Here is a 15,271-nt window from a genome sequence, read left to right on the forward strand (position 1 = left end):
CAAGACAATTGCTCGCTTAGTATCGCTTTACTCCTTTATTCAACCAAATCCCCCAAGTATTACTGTATGGATGAATATCTGTGGTCTGACCATTTTGGTTGTAGACCCTGTTCCCTTCATTTACCCAATGAAAAATCCCTCCATATAAATTGTACACCTGAGAATAACCTGATGCTTGAAGTTTTTTGCCAATATCTTGGCTCCTTGCCCCTATGGAGCAGTAGACTATGACTACTTGATCCTTGGGGATATCTTTGACCAAATCAAGATCAAAAGTCTCGTAACCTACCCACTTGGCATTTTCTAAATGACTCACCTCATACTCTCTCTTTTCTCGTGTATCCAACAAAACCGCTTTACGGATCAGAGAGTCATTCTCGGGATAAATAACAGGGAATTCTGAATCATACACACCCTTCAATAAGGTCTTGTAGGCAAAACTCTGAGCATTGGCCATAGTATAAGTTGTGAAAATCAAGAGAAATACTGAGGAAATGAATTTCATACTACTCAAACATTCGCGGTTTCCTAAAGTTCAAATCCAAAATAAAAAACAAAAGCCTCGTATGTGATCGACATGAGACTTTCTTGATGGTATAATTAATTGCTGCTCATCAACAAATGATATTAATTTAGGATAACATTTCCAAAGTTTATGTATGTGAAATAAGTTCAATTTAACTTTAATCAAACTTTGGAAAAGTTTAAATCAACTTATGCCCTTATCTACACGACAATGAATATTACCCATAAAAATCACTTAGCCTAGCAAGTCCTTTTTTATCATTGACAATGATTTTTTTACCTTCAAATTCAATCAAATTATCTTTCTTAAATTCAGAAAGCAACCTGATGACAGTCTCTGTAGCAGTACCAACTAAGCCTGCTATCTCTTCTCTAGTCAATACTACATCAATTTTTTCACCTTCACCTCCATCTACACCATAAGTATCACTGAGTTTCAGAAGCGTAAAAGCAAGTCTCTCCCTGATTGTTTTTTGTGTTGCATCAGTTAGTTTTTCTTCCATCATGCCGAGATCATTACAGAGTGCTTTTGTCAATCTTCTATGGAAATTGTTATCCTCTACCAAGACTTTCAAAAAGACTTCCTTAGGAACAAAACATATTTTGGCATCCTCGACAATTGTGGCTGTATTAGAATAAGCTTCTTCTCCAAGCATAGACGAGTATCCAAGAAAATCTCCCTTCTGAGCTAGCCGAATGATTTGTTCCTTACCGTTTGAGGCTGTTTTAAAAACCTTGACAATTCCAGAACTCACACAAAAGACACCGAGAGGCTTAGTCCCTTCGTAGTACAAAATCTGTCCTTTCTTATGTGATATGAAATTCTTATTATCGGAAATATTGCAAAGATGAACATCCGTCAAATCTGCAAACATTGAAAATTTCCTACTTAGACAAAGTTCACACGGACTTGCTTTTTCTCTAATCATAGCCTAAAATGGGGTTAATATTATTCACTTCTTCAATGTCTAAATATAATCAAAAAACAAACATTTGTCATATAATTGAGAAGCAATAAACTAAATTCTAGGCAAATCACTGATTTGAACAAAGTTATTACTCAATTCCTCAAATTTCATAAAAATATGCTGTTTACCATTACTGATTCCTAAATATGGAGCTTGGATAGTTTTGTTGTAAACGCAGACCTGTTCCACTGTTTTCTGAGTGAGCTTCACATCAGACGCCTTACATTCTACTAATAAAAATGGCGCTCCGTTTCTATCATACACAAGTACATCAAATCTTTTTTGAAGTCGGTTATATTTCAAACCTCTTTCCAAAGCAAACAAGCTTCTTGGATAGTCGTATTTTTGAATCAAGACTTGAATGATATGCTGACGGATCCATTCTTCTGGTGTTAAAATCAAATATTTTTTACGTAGTGGATCAAATATGCTCAACTTTCCATCTTGCTCGTCTTGAAATTTGAACTCAAATTTGGGGAAATTGAGCGGTTCACTCAAAAAAGGAAATCTTTCATCCATCATGACACAAATATGTTAGGTTTTAGTCAAGAAAAAGACCGAATCTGCGAAAAAATTATAGGCTCCTTTTTGAAAAGGAGCCTATCAATCACAATTTGTGAGCAAAATTTATTTAATTCCTTGTTAAGACCCTAAACTGGTCCATGACCTTATAAGTAGCTCGTGTAAGATCTGTTTTTAATTCAGGCGAACTATAATCAAAAATTGCTGAAGTGTAGCCTTGCCAAACAGTATTCCCTCTTTTGTTATCTATAACAAAGACAACCAACATCCCATCATTTTGAGCATATTTTACACGATTATAATTCTCATCCTTTTCTTTGAGTTCATCCTTCAGCACCTCCTCTTCCTCAGTCACTAATGCCCCTTTTCTTTGCAACCAATAATCAAAGTTTGGCTGGTCGTACCCTCTATATTTCACCTCTTCTTTATACACTTTATAATTGACTAGTAAATCTGGCCTTGATTCATCAAATCTAAACCCTTGAGAATCCAGTCTATTGGAAATGGAGCGACGAATGATATCAACTACTTCCATGTCTTCATGATCATCTGGATTTTCTACAAACCCAAATGTTTTATATCTTTTGAAATTCGCAGAATAATTAAAATCATACTCTGCAATATAATCTTTTTGAGACATGCATCCTGTGCCTATAATAAGGAAAACAAGGAAAGCTAATTTGAGATTTTTCATACTGAAATAGGTAAAGTTATCAATCAAATATTCACATTTTGGAATTTTCTTTAATTTAAGCAGTGATTTTATCAAAATGAAGTAAAACAAAAAATTAACTTCATATATGAATTTTTGTTTGTGAAATATAGGATATTGGAGATCAAAGATTTATGCGATTTTTTTTAAGAAAAAATGCCCAAATCACGCTAGAATCGCTTACTTTCGTTAAGAAATCAATGGTAAAAATCATTGAAAAAATCATCTAAAAAACTTAAAAAATATGTCACTTTTTATCATTGGTGATGTGCACGGTTGCTTCCATACATATCTCAAGTTGATGGATCATTGGGAACCAAAAACTGAGACGCTGATACAGCTTGGAGACCTAGTCGACAGGGGGAACTTTTCTCCTTTGACTATCAGGCTTGCATTTGAGGTCAAGAAGGTGTTCAAAAACTCCGTCCATTTCCTAAGAGGCAATCATGAGCAGATGATGATTAGGTATCTTCAAGGTGAGCCAAATTCTGAGCATTGGCTTGAAAACGGAGGCAGAGAAACTTTGGAGCAATTTAAAGCACATAAGCTGGACCCATACTTTTATTTGGGCTGGTTGAACACCATGCCTTTATCTTGGGAAAATAAGAATGTCTTGATCTCCCATGCTGGGTTTTCTGGTGTAGGTTCACCCTTTGATATTCATAATCCAGATGGAGTTCTATGGAATAGGAAACCCTTGATTCACATGGGTAAACTTCAAATCATTGGACATACACCATTGACTGGAACCAATCCAGAATATCTTGAAGCTTCCAACTCTTGGAATATAGATACAGGAGCTTATAAAGGGAATTACCTTACGGGTATCAAACTAAAGAAGGATGGAACTTTGATCGAAGTCATTACTATACCAACTGACCCTAGAGATATAGAGCATAAAAACACATTACCTACAGGAATGGTCATCAACAATAAAGGACAAAACATCAGTTTATCAAATTGATAAAAAAAGGGGAAGACTATACAAAGTCTTCCCCTTTTGCTTTGGCATCAATGACAAATTCCCTGAACTTCTTTTCGGCATCTAGCTTACATATCAATAATACATTTTCAGATTCATTGATCAGATAGTTATTTAAACCTTGGACTACCACAAGCTTATCTGAATTTACTTTGATATAGGAATTCTCTGTGTCGTACAAAAGGGCATTTGCTTCAACGACGTTATTTCCTTTATCTTTTGGTTGCAACTCGTACAAACTCATCCAAGACCCCAAATCCGACCATCCAAAATCCCCTAAGACGACATATACCTGATTCGATTTTTCCATGATTCCATAATCAATGGAAACATTTTTAACTTGGGAATAAGCTTTATTGATAAATGCTTCTTCCCTATCAGTATCATAAAATGCAAAACCTTCCTCAAAAATCTCGGCTACCTCAGGCATGAATTTTTCAAAAGCATGAATAATACTTTGAACTTTCCATGCAAACATCCCTGAATTCCAAACAAAGTCACCACTTTCAATAAACGCTTTGGCTAATTTAGCATTTGGCTTTTCAGTAAAGGTCTTTACTTTTTTTGCTTCAGCCTTCTCGTTGACAATGTATTGGATATACCCATAACCAGTCTCAGGACGATTTGGCTTGATCCCAATTGTGATCAAGTGATTTTCAATATCCGCAGCTTGAAGTGATTGTTTGATTTTTTGAATAAAATTGAATTCTTTAAGAATCAAGTGATCTGCTGGAGTAACTACTACTTTGGCTTCTGAGTCTTTTTGAGCAATTTTATAACTTGCATAAGCAATGCATGCAGCTGTGTTTCTTCTCAGAGGTTCAGATAAAATTTGAGATTCTGGAATTTCCGGTAATTGTTCTTTGACCAAATGTTGATACTTTTTATTGGTAACAACAAAAAATCTATCTATATCAGTCAAATTTAAAAATCTATCAAAAGTCATCTGAAGAAGTGTCCTTCCTGTTCCTAGGACATCTAAAAACTGCTTTGGTTTTCCGTGTCTACTATATGGCCAAAAGCGGGAACCTATTCCACCTGCCATGATCACAATATATGGTTTATCCTGCATCTCAATTAATTAAACTATTCCTTCTTTCATCAAATCGTGAATATGGATGAAACCTACAATTTTATCAGCATCCATTGCAACCAATTGGGTAATATTGTGTTCTTTCATTTCATTAAGTGCTCTTATAGCAAATTCAGTCTGAGCTATTGATTTTGGATTTTTAGTCATGATTTCTGAAGCCCTTACTTGATTGATGTCAGCTCCAGAAAGTAGCATTCTTCTCAAATCCCCATCTGTAATAATCCCCAAGAGTTGATCATTGTCATCTACTACAGCAGTAGCCCCCAACCTTTTGCTACTGATCTCAACGATGATTTCTGATAAAGGTGCGTTTTCAGAGACTTTGGGGGCTAGATTTTTTGGAACCACATCAGCGACTGTTAGGTAAAGCTGCTTCCCAAGAGCACCCCCAGGATGGTATTTGGCAAAATCTTCTGACGAAAAACCTCGTGCTTCTAACAAGCAGACAGCTAAAGCATCCCCCATTGCCATGTGTACTGTGGTACTAGTAGTAGGAGCAAGATTATTTGGACAGGCTTCCTCTGCAATAGTAGCATTGAGCACATAGTCCGCATGCTCAGCCAAATAACTTTTAGTATTACTTACCAATGCAATCAACTTGGATCCTAATCTTTTGAGAAGAGGAACTAAAACTTTTATCTCTGGTGTATTGCCACTTTTTGAAATACAAATTACAAAATCTTCTTTTTGGATCATACCTAGATCACCATGAATAGCATCGGCTGCATGCATAAAAAGTGCGGGTGTCCCAGTAGAGTTAAGTGTAGCTACAATTTTGTTTGCAATGATGGCACTTTTGCCGATTCCAGTGATCACTACCCTACCCTCTGAAGACAATATAGCTTCCACACAAGTCACAAAATCCTCGTCAATGTAATTTATTAGATTTTGTATTGCTTCAGACTCCTTTTGAAGGACCTTTATAGCGCTTGTTTTAATATTTTTTGTTAATTTCAATTTTGACGGGCTTTATCATTAAATTTGTATCAAAGGTAAAAAAGAAATCCTTAAAGTTTAATGAAAGCCCTAAAGAGGGACATTAAAACATGCACGTGAAGTGGATCAGAAAGTAAAAGATAATCTCAAACAGATATTTGGTTTTAGCCAGTTTCGCGGAAACCAGGAAGCCATCGTAGACAATATTCTTGGAGGCAGTAATACCTTCGTCATCATGCCTACAGGAGCCGGTAAGTCTCTTTGCTATCAGCTCCCTGCTGTGATCAAGGATGGGACAGCCGTAGTCATCTCCCCATTGATAGCCTTGATGAAGAATCAGGTAGATCAACTCAATGCATTTGGAATCAATGCTTATTTTCTCAACTCCACCCTCAATAAATCTGAAACCAATAAGGTCAAGAAAGAAGTTTTGGCTGGAAAAACCAAGCTTCTCTATGTGGCGCCAGAGTCCTTGACGAAGGAGGAGAATGTGCAGTTTCTTAAAGAAGCCAACTTAAGCTTTGTGGCCATTGACGAAGCGCATTGTATTTCAGAATGGGGGCATGACTTTAGACCAGAATACAGAAGGATCAAATCAATCATTGCTCAGATAGGCGAAAAATTACCCATTATTGCCTTGACAGCTACCGCTACTCCAAAAGTACAGCAGGATATACAACGTAACCTTCAAATGGAGGAAGCTGACCTATATAAGTCTTCTTTTAATAGAACCAACCTCTATTATGAAGTTCGCCCCAAAGTAAAAAACGAGACCAAAAAGCAGATCATCAAATACATCAAAGGTCAAAAAGGTAAGTCCGGCATTATCTATTGCTTAAGTAGAAAAAAAGTAGAAGAAATAGCTGCTTTGCTACAAGTAAATGGTATCAATGCAGCACCTTACCATGCTGGCTTGGATCAGTCTGTCAGAATCAAAAATCAAGATGACTTCCTCAATGAAGAAGTCGATGTGATTGTAGCTACCATCGCTTTTGGGATGGGGATTGATAAGCCTGATGTGCGATATGTTATACATTATGATGTACCTAAATCCCTTGAAGGTTATTACCAAGAGACAGGAAGAGCTGGTAGGGATGGGCTAGAAGGGCATTGCTTGATGTTTTACAGATATGATGATATCATCAAGCTGGATAAATTCAACAAAGACAAACCTGTCACCGAACGAGAAAATGCCAAGGTCTTGCTTCAGGAAATGGCTGCTTATGCAGAAAGTTCTGTTTGCAGAAGAAAAACGCTCCTCCATTATTTCGGAGAGTACATGGAAAAAGACTGTGGATTCTGCGACAACTGCAAACATCCAAAAGAAAAATTCGATGGAAAGGACTATTTGGTTACGGCTATACAAGCGGTAAAAGAAACCAACAATCGATTCAATATTGACCACATAGTCAATGTGATCCGCGGAGAGCAAAACGATTACATGGTCAGCTATAGTCATGATAAGTTAGCACTTTTTGGCATTGGTAAGGATGATGATGAAAGGCTATGGAAAACAGTGATCAGACAGGCCATGATCAATGATTTTCTTGAAAAAGACATTGAAAATTATGGTGTCATAAAAATTACTCAAAAAGGACAAGATTTCCTAAAAGAGCCTTACGGTATACAAATGAGCAAAGATCATGATTTTGAACAAATGATGATCGACGAAACTCCTGAGGTATTGTCTGCTAATGGGAAATCTTATGACGAAAATCTTTTTGAGCTGCTCAAGGCAGAAAGAAAAAAGGTTGCAAAATCCAAAGGTCTACCACCTTATGTAATTTTTCAAGACCCCTCTCTGGAAGAGATGGCCACTGTATACCCAACCACCCGTGAGGAATTGGCCCAAATTAATGGGGTGGGAATGGGAAAAGTAGCTAAATTTGGAGCGTCTTTCTTAAAGTTAATCGCTACTTATGTAGAAGAAAATGATATTATGACGGCTTCAGATGTGGTCGTCAAAACATCAGGAAGTCGATCAAAAGTTAAAATATCAATTATTCAGCAAGTAGATAGAAAAATAGATTTGGATGAAATTGCTGAAAACCTAAACCTTTCCATGAGTGAATTGCTACAAGAGATAGAGCAAATCATCTATAGTGGGACCAAGTTGAATATCAATTATTACATCGAAAATATCATGGACGAAGAAAGAGAAGATCTTCTCCACGAATATTTCATGAATGCTGAAACAGACAATATCAAAGCTGCATTAAATGAATTAGAAGACGAGGACTTTGCTGAAGAAGAAATCAGAGTGTACAGAGTTAAATTCATTTCAGAGCACGCCAATTAAACCGAATTTCATTCCATGAATATACTATTATTAGGTAGCGGAGGAAGAGAACATGCCTTCGCTTGGAAGATCATAAACAGTCAAAACTGCACCAAACTTTTTGTAGCCCCTGGAAATGCAGGCACAGCTCAAATCGCGGAAAATGTCAATTTATCCATTACTGATTTTGCTAAAATCACAGAATTTGTATTGGCCAATCAAATCGAGATGATCGTAGTAGGTCCGGAGGAACCGTTGGTCAAAGGAATTGTGGATTATTTCGAGTCAAATCCTCAAACAGCTAATATTCCCGTAATTGGCCCAAGCAAAGAGGGAGCACAACTTGAAGGATCTAAAGATTATTCCAAGCAGTTTATGGATCGCCATCAAATCCCAACAGCTGCTTCAGAGACATTCACCAAGGAAAATATAGAAGAAGGGCTAAATTTCATTGACAAGCAACAAACTCCCATCGTACTTAAAGCAGATGGACTTGCAGCTGGAAAAGGAGTATTGATTTGTCAAAGTCACCAAGAAGCCAAGGACTACTTGAAAGAAATGCTACTTGAAAGCAAATTTGGAGATGCATCTTCAAAAGTTGTCATTGAGCAATTTTTGGATGGAATAGAACTTTCTGTATTTGTAGCTACCGATGGTAAAAGTTACAAAATCCTCCCGGAGGCAAAGGATTACAAAAGAATCGGCGAAGCAGACACAGGCCTGAATACCGGCGGAATGGGAGCAGTGAGCCCAGTCCCATTTGCTGATGTAGCTTTCATGCAAAAAGTAGAAGAAAGAGTGGTGATCCCTACTGTCAAAGGCTTACAAGAAGAGTCTATCAGATACACTGGGTTTCTCTTCATAGGCTTGATGAATATTGGAGGGGATCCTTATGTCATAGAGTACAATGTGCGCATGGGAGACCCCGAAACCCAGGCAGTCTTACCGAGAATCAACAGTGATTTCGTAGATTTATTGCATGCAATGGGAACCAAGCAGCTAGATCAATATAAAATTGAGCTGGAAAGCTTCACCACAACCACAGTAGTCATGGTGGCGGGTGGTTATCCAGGGGACTATCGAAAAGGAGACAAAATCTCTGGGCTGGATAGATTTGGAAATGATAACACTGCGCTAATCTTTCATGCAGGGACTACGCTGAATGAAAAAAATGAAGTCCTTACCAACGGTGGTCGCGTCATGGCTATCACTGGTATAGGACATGATGTCCAACAGGCTCTTGTAAATGCTTATGAAACAGTGTCTGGTATTTGCTGGGATGACTTATATTTCAGAAAAGACATAGGACAGGATATTTTGAGATTACAGAAGTAAACCCAAACCAAGGAGGAGCAAAGGCTCCCTAGATATAAAGAATTATGGCTGGATGTAGTAGCTGCTCAACCACCTCAGGTGGAAGCGGAGGATGTCAAAATAACGGCACCTGTGGCACGAGCGATTGTAATAAAATGAATGCTTTTGACTGGCTTTCTCATATGGGAATCCCAGTAGTAGATAAGTTTGACATCGTTGAAGTAAAGTTTAAGGGTGGACGAAAAGAGTATTACAGGAATGTAGACCACATTTCACTGACTACAGGCGACCCTGTAGTAGTAGATGTACCCAATGGGCATCATATTGGCTGGGTTTCATTACAAGGTGAATTGGTAAGACTTCAAATGCAAAAAAGAAAGATCAGGAATGATGACAATATCCTGAGAATCTATCGAGTAGCAAATCAAAAAGATATAGAAAAATGGGAGGAGGCCAAAAACCGTGAGGTGCCGACCATCTACCGCACGAAGCAGATCATAGACGAGCTTAAATTAGACATGAAATTATCAGATGTAGAATTCCAGGCTGATAATTCCAAAGCTACTTTTTATTATTCTGCTGAAGACCGAGTTGATTTTAGAGAATTGATAAAACTCCTCGCGTCTGAATTCAAAATCAGAGTAGAGATGCGTCAAATTAGCCTCCGACAAGAGGCAGGAAGGCTTGGAGGAATTGGCGTTTGTGGTAGAGAATTATGCTGCTCTACATGGATTCATGACTTCAAGAGTGTCAGTACCTCTGCAGCGAGATATCAAAACCTGTCCCTAAACCCCACTAAACTATCTGGTCAATGCGGTCGATTAAAGTGCTGTCTAAATTATGAACTGGACACCTACATGTCTGCATTGGAGGATATCCCAAATGTAGACAGACCATTGATGACAGAAGCAGGCTCCGCAAAATTACAAAAGACGGACATTTTCAGAAAACTGATGTGGTTCAGTTACAACAATGAAAATAACTGGTACTCAATTACGTGTGAAAGAGTAAAAGAGATCCAAGAGCTCAACGCAAAAGATGTAAAGCCTTTTGATCTACAAAACAATAATGCTAAAGATGTAGAAGACAAAGCATCTAAAGCTACGTTGGAATTGGAAGCGCTAGACAAAAAGTTTGCTACTTCCAAAAAGAAGAAGAAAAAGAAAAAACCAAGAAACCGGGAGCTAGGAGCACCTGAAAATCAATCTGGACAAAGCAACCCTCCAAAAAGAGAAAATCCCCAAACACAAGCGGGAAAAGACCAAAAATCTTCTGGTGAAAACAGAACAGAAAGAGATAGAAACAGAAGGAATAAGCCTGGAAGAAGAAATCCTGAAAACAAAACACAAGGCAATACTCCTGCTGAAAATAAGTCGAAAGCTCAAGCTAAACAAGCTTCAAAACCTGAAGGAAATAATGATACAAATCCTAAGGAAAACCGAAATAATGGAGGAAAAAGAAGGTTTCCACCAAGAAAAGGCGGACCAAAAGGAGATCAACCTAATGGAAGTCAAAATGACTAGATTTTCCTTTGGCTTGTGTTTAGTAATTACCCTATCACTACTACAGGCATGTAGCAGTGATAGGGTGTTTGAAGCATATCAAGGTTTGGAAAAACAAAGCTGGCACATCAATGACACTGTTAGTTTTGAATTAAATCCCCAAGAAAATACCATTGCTTTAATCGCAGTAAAGTACAATACTGACTATGCCTATAGGAATCTATATTTCAAATATTTTCTTTCTGACAGCTCTGGCAATACCTTAGAAAGTCAACTATTAAATATCAGGCTTTTTGATAGCAAAGAAGGGAAACCAACAGGGAAAGGCTTTGGAAGTACTTTTACAAGAATGGACACACTGCCTATTGAAAGTCAAGGCCAATATCACAAGATTGAGTTTGTACAATATATGCGAGTAGATGCACTTGAAGGTATCGAGGCCATTGGATTCAAACAAGTGAAGAAATAAAAAGCGAAATTCCTTACTGCTACTTACTTTTCAAAAAGCTCCTTTCCCATCCAATATTGTCTACTGAAATAAAAATGAAAAGGCCAGTTTTTGGCTTTGAGCTGTAATGGATGATAGACAAATGCTTCTTTTGCACCAGAAGAATCATAAAGTCTTTGATCGTCTGTCAAAACTGCCTCAAGATATCCCTCCTCTTTACTTCTCACAGCAAGATCCATCCAAGAAGTTTCTGTGAAAAGATGTAGAGTCTGTTCTTCGTTAATTGATTTCAACCGCTTTTTGAGAGACCAACTATCAACAAAACCCATTGAAGATGGGAGTTCTTCTCTTTCAATTAGACCCTCCACTTGACCTTCTACAAAGGCTAAGTAATCTCTAAGCATTTTTATACCTTGATTTTCTACTTGCCCTTTTTTAAAATCCCGAGAAGACAAACTCGTTACCAAAGTCACTCTTTTTCTTGCACGAGTGATGGCTACATTCAATCTATTAGCCCCTCCTTTTTTAGAAAGCATTCCAAAATTCGCTATCAGCTTACCTGCTTTGTTTTTGGCATAACCGATGGAGAAAATTACCCAATCAAACTCATCACCTTGGACATTCTCAATATTCTTCACAGCGACCATTTCCTGTTTGATGTTTTCTTCATGCTCTATCAGCTCAATGATTAGCTCCATCTGGAAATAATTGAAAGTAATCACCCCGATAGACCAATCGGAATTACTTTGCTGAATTTCTTTGATTTGATTCAAGACCTCTTCTGCTTCTACGGTATTTTGTTGTTTTTCCCAAATACCATCTAGTTTGACCAAGTGAAAAGGATTAATCTCTTGATTGAGTAGCTCCCTATCTACTAGCATTTCTAATTTGTTTTTATAAAAATGCTGATTGGAAAAATCAATCAAAGACCTCTGCGCACTTCTATAATGTCCTTTGAGCCAAAACTTCTTAAAATAGCCAGAAGCTAGCTCCAAAAGTGATTCCGTTTCTAAGTCTATACCTTCCTCTTCTGTTTCCATTTTGGCTTGATACAAATCATATGGTTGCAATTGTTGTGAATCTCCTGCTATGACTACCTGCTTAGCTCTCAACATAGCTGGGATACCTTTCTCTACATAGCATTGTGATGCTTCATCAAAAATCACTAAATCAAACTCCTGTTTCATTGGAAATAAAGCCGAAACAGTCTCTGGCGATGCAAGCCAACAAGGGATCAGCTTGAACAATTCATTCTCAAATGTGGCTATTAGCTTTTTAATAGACCAAAGCCTTCTCTTTTTACTCACTTGATGCAAAAGCTCCCTATAAGTGACAAGATTATTGAGTCGGTTAAATTCCAGATTTCGGAATGTTTGTTCTCTAATTCTCAACTCGGAAATGTATTGAGAAATTTTCCACTTTTCTTCTATCGCCTGCACGAGTTCTTGCTGTACATCCTGAAACTTCGGCGTGGCCACTTCCCTGAGAACAGGGTATTTGGATTCAATATGGTCTATCCATGCATTGCTCAAAGCGACCAAAAAGTGATAACTTAATTGATCAAAATCTTCCTCCGGGAAATCGTTCAAGAGCTTTTCCATCACAGACTTATCCTCTGTGGACAATTTAGCCCTCAGGGTATCAAAAGCTAAAAGGTCATCAAACACAAAAGGAATCTGCTCTTTTTGTTCCAAAAAACTTTCTCCAGAAGCATGGGAAACTAAGTGTTGAATCTGTATTTTACTGAGATAAACAGACCAGATTTTTAGCTTAAGTTCAATTTCCTGAGTGAAGGATTCCAATTGGGCTAGCAAAGTCAAAAGCGCCTGAGCTGATGGAGATTGCTCATGAATTGTGTCATCAATTCCATCTAAATCTTTCAAAACAAACCTTGCCTGAATAGCTTCAAGTAAACTTGATGTATAATGATTAAAGACAACAAAATTAAATGGCTTAGCCGGCATTTCCAGCCAAGATTTACTATCCAAAAGCGTATATTGATGATTGAGATTCAGCCTATTCTCTAGCCTGCTTATTAATAAGTTCAAATCGTGTAAAGAAGTCGTCAACCCTTCTGATTCCAATAGTTTCTTTAATGAACTGAATTTGTTTTTATTGAAAAATAAATTGATTTTTCCCAAAACAGTAGTTTTGGACTGTATATAATCTAAAGCCAAGCTTAGATATTCTTGAATCTCTCCATCAGGCAAGCTCCAAACAACCCCTTCTTGAGAGAGTAAACCTTTAACAGTTTCTACCTTATTTTCAATCCATAGCAAATCAAATTCTTCGATCGGAACATCCTTGATTTGATCAAAAGCTTTTTGACTGTCCACCCTATGGAGAAAATGCTTTAGAGCTTGCAGTTTTTCTCGCTGGTCATAAAGTGAAAATAAATAAGTAGAATCTAGCTCAGTAGTTTCTCCAAAGATCTCATCGAATCTAGATTTCAAATCATCAATTTCAGTCAAAGTCTCTTTGATACGCTGGGCAGCTGCTGCTCCAAAACCACTAAAATCAACCCTATGCAACCAAAATGACTGTGCATGCTGATACTTGCGATAATAAACTTCATAGGATTTCAAATTTCTCAAAAACTCCCCTATCCGATCCCAGTGGAATTTTTTGTAATACTGTGTTAAGTCTAGTGACTCTTCCCCCATCCTAGATGTCATGTAGAGTTGCTTGATTGGAATGCCACATTCCTCAGTGTTGAAAAGGCTTTTCTTAAGTTCATCAAGATACTCTAGGTGCATTTCTATGGTTCTAGACAGTTGAGAGAACTCTCGCTCCAATTGAATGGCATTGATGCTTCTATTCAAGTCCTGGTATTGCTCAATAGAATCTATTTGGGCTTTGATTTTCTCAAAAAGTGACTTTCTATCTGCTCTGAAGTCATGTACCAAAGCTAAAAAGGAGCCGAAGGCCTTTTCATTTAATCTTTTATAAACAACATCCAAAGCGGCTCTTTTTTGAGAAACTACTAGGACTTTTTTACCTCTTGCAATGAAATCAACTACCAGATTACTGATCAACTGAGACTTCCCTGTCCCAGGGGGGCCTTCTACCACACAGGAGTTGCCAGCTCTGACTGCTTTGACCACTTCTTCTTGGCTAGCATCTAAAGGAAAAACATGGTAAAGCTGATCTTCTCTTGGGATTTGTATATCATCTTCTGGAGCGAAATAAGCAGTAAATAATTCTTCGAGATCGGTGTAAGCACTTTCCTTTATCAGTTCGGAATAATCCTCCATCAAAAAACTAGTCTTTTGAGAAAACTGACCCAAAACTGCATATGGCATCAATTTGAGTTCCCCTGTCTTTAACTTAGCTTCATCTAGGCTTTTGGCTGATTCAGGGAAAGGCTCAAGTTTATCTTCATATAATTTTTGATTGAAATTGATCGAAAAATTATCCTTGAGCACTTCATACAACGCAGTCCGAAAAGCCATAGCCTCGTCTGGATAATCCTCTAAAATCAAGTCATCTTCGCTAATTGGTGTCTTGCCATAAGCTCTCTCGTAAGACAAAAGAAAAGTTTTATTGAATACAGCTTGATCATCTTGATTTCTTTGGATTATCCAGCTTTCTTGTTCTTTGGTTAGCTTGATAGGAAAAAAGATCAAAGGACATCTGACCACTTGTCCATTGAGCAATTTGCCTTCCACAAATGGATAAGCCAAGTACAAACTTTTCTCTCCTGTCTCTTCTTCAGTGAGCTGAACTTGATGGAGAATTCTATTGAGGTCTCTGGAAGCCTTGTTGACGTGCTGATCTCTTGGATCGGATATAGGGATCAGCGGAAAGCTTTTCTTTCCCTCTATCAACATTTTGATGTAATTAAAAGCTGGATGATGATTCAAAAAATCAAAACTTTTCAAATCTATCATTTGTGAAGCGTGAAGCTTGGACAAGTAGAGTGATCGATTTCTAGAGGATAAATCGGTCAATCGATTGAGATAAATTTGAAAAGTCTCTTTGAGCATAAAGT

12 protein-coding genes are annotated in these 15,271 nt (G+C 37.6%); 5 read left to right on the forward strand and 7 right to left on the reverse strand.

Going from position 1 to position 15,271, the window contains the following annotated elements; translation table 11 throughout:
- Positions 1-16 precede the first annotated feature (16 nt).
- From CHB66_RS01400 to CHB66_RS01415, 4 genes are all read right to left on the reverse strand, one after another.
- Positions 17-505, reverse strand: coding sequence for a rhodanese-like domain-containing protein (locus CHB66_RS01400; protein WP_170932404.1), 489 nt, complete (start codon positions 503-505; stop codon positions 17-19).
- Positions 506-743: 238 nt separating this feature from the next.
- Positions 744-1,454, reverse strand: coding sequence for a Crp/Fnr family transcriptional regulator (locus tag CHB66_RS01405; protein ID WP_089237199.1), 711 nt, complete (start codon positions 1,452-1,454; stop codon positions 744-746).
- A gap of 90 nt (positions 1,455-1,544) precedes the next feature.
- Positions 1,545-2,015 (reverse strand): type I restriction enzyme HsdR N-terminal domain-containing protein, encoded by a 471-nt coding sequence (locus CHB66_RS01410; RefSeq protein WP_317045568.1) that lies wholly within the window; start codon positions 2,013-2,015, stop codon positions 1,545-1,547.
- A 109-nt stretch (positions 2,016-2,124) separates the two neighbouring features.
- Positions 2,125-2,709 (reverse strand): DUF4136 domain-containing protein, encoded by a 585-nt coding sequence (locus CHB66_RS01415; RefSeq protein WP_089237201.1) that lies wholly within the window; start codon positions 2,707-2,709, stop codon positions 2,125-2,127.
- A gap of 262 nt (positions 2,710-2,971) precedes the next feature.
- Between CHB66_RS01415 and CHB66_RS01420 the strand changes: the two genes are divergently transcribed.
- Positions 2,972-3,691, forward strand: coding sequence for a metallophosphoesterase family protein (locus CHB66_RS01420; RefSeq protein ID WP_089237203.1), 720 nt, complete (start codon positions 2,972-2,974; stop codon positions 3,689-3,691).
- Positions 3,692-3,707: 16 nt separating this feature from the next.
- Here the strand turns inward: CHB66_RS01420 and CHB66_RS01425 are convergent, their stop codons facing one another.
- Both CHB66_RS01425 and CHB66_RS01430 read right to left on the reverse strand, forming a co-directional pair.
- A complete protein-coding gene (locus tag CHB66_RS01425; RefSeq protein WP_089237205.1) occupies positions 3,708-4,781 on the reverse strand; it encodes a mannose-1-phosphate guanylyltransferase in 1,074 nt (357 codons plus the stop codon).
- A gap of 9 nt (positions 4,782-4,790) precedes the next feature.
- Positions 4,791-5,759 carry a KpsF/GutQ family sugar-phosphate isomerase gene (locus CHB66_RS01430; protein ID WP_089237207.1) on the reverse strand — a complete coding sequence of 323 codons (969 nt, stop codon included), beginning with the start codon at positions 5,757-5,759 and terminating at the stop codon, positions 4,791-4,793.
- A 100-nt stretch (positions 5,760-5,859) separates the two neighbouring features.
- Between CHB66_RS01430 and recQ the strand changes: the two genes are divergently transcribed.
- Genes recQ through CHB66_RS01450 form a run of 4 tightly spaced genes read left to right on the forward strand, consistent with a single transcriptional unit; the run spans position 5,860 to position 11,301 of the window.
- Entirely contained in the window at positions 5,860-8,037 is a 2,178-nt protein-coding gene (gene recQ, locus CHB66_RS01435; protein WP_089237209.1) for a DNA helicase RecQ, read from the forward strand.
- 15 nt (positions 8,038-8,052) lie between these two features.
- Positions 8,053-9,351: a phosphoribosylamine--glycine ligase gene (gene purD, locus CHB66_RS01440; RefSeq protein WP_089237211.1), complete on the forward strand. Its 1,299-nt coding sequence runs from the start codon at positions 8,053-8,055 to the stop codon at positions 9,349-9,351.
- A gap of 44 nt (positions 9,352-9,395) precedes the next feature.
- Complete coding sequence (ricT, locus tag CHB66_RS01445; RefSeq protein ID WP_089237213.1) at positions 9,396-10,853, forward strand: PSP1 domain-containing protein; 1,458 nt, start codon at positions 9,396-9,398, stop codon at positions 10,851-10,853.
- The gene (locus CHB66_RS01450; protein ID WP_089237443.1) at positions 10,846-11,301 is read left to right on the forward strand and encodes a gliding motility lipoprotein GldH; all 456 of its coding nucleotides are present in this window, start codon (positions 10,846-10,848) and stop codon (positions 11,299-11,301) included. Before ricT ends, CHB66_RS01450 begins: the two co-directional genes overlap by 8 nt.
- A gap of 23 nt (positions 11,302-11,324) precedes the next feature.
- On the opposite strand, the gene CHB66_RS01455 is transcribed toward CHB66_RS01450, so the two are convergent.
- Positions 11,325-15,266 (reverse strand): AAA domain-containing protein, encoded by a 3,942-nt coding sequence (locus CHB66_RS01455; protein ID WP_089237215.1) that lies wholly within the window; start codon positions 15,264-15,266, stop codon positions 11,325-11,327.
- Between the last annotated feature and the right edge of the window lie 5 nt (positions 15,267-15,271).

The organism is Belliella buryatensis (genome assembly GCF_900188245.1).
GTDB lineage: Bacteria > Bacteroidota > Bacteroidia > Cytophagales > Cyclobacteriaceae > Belliella > Belliella buryatensis.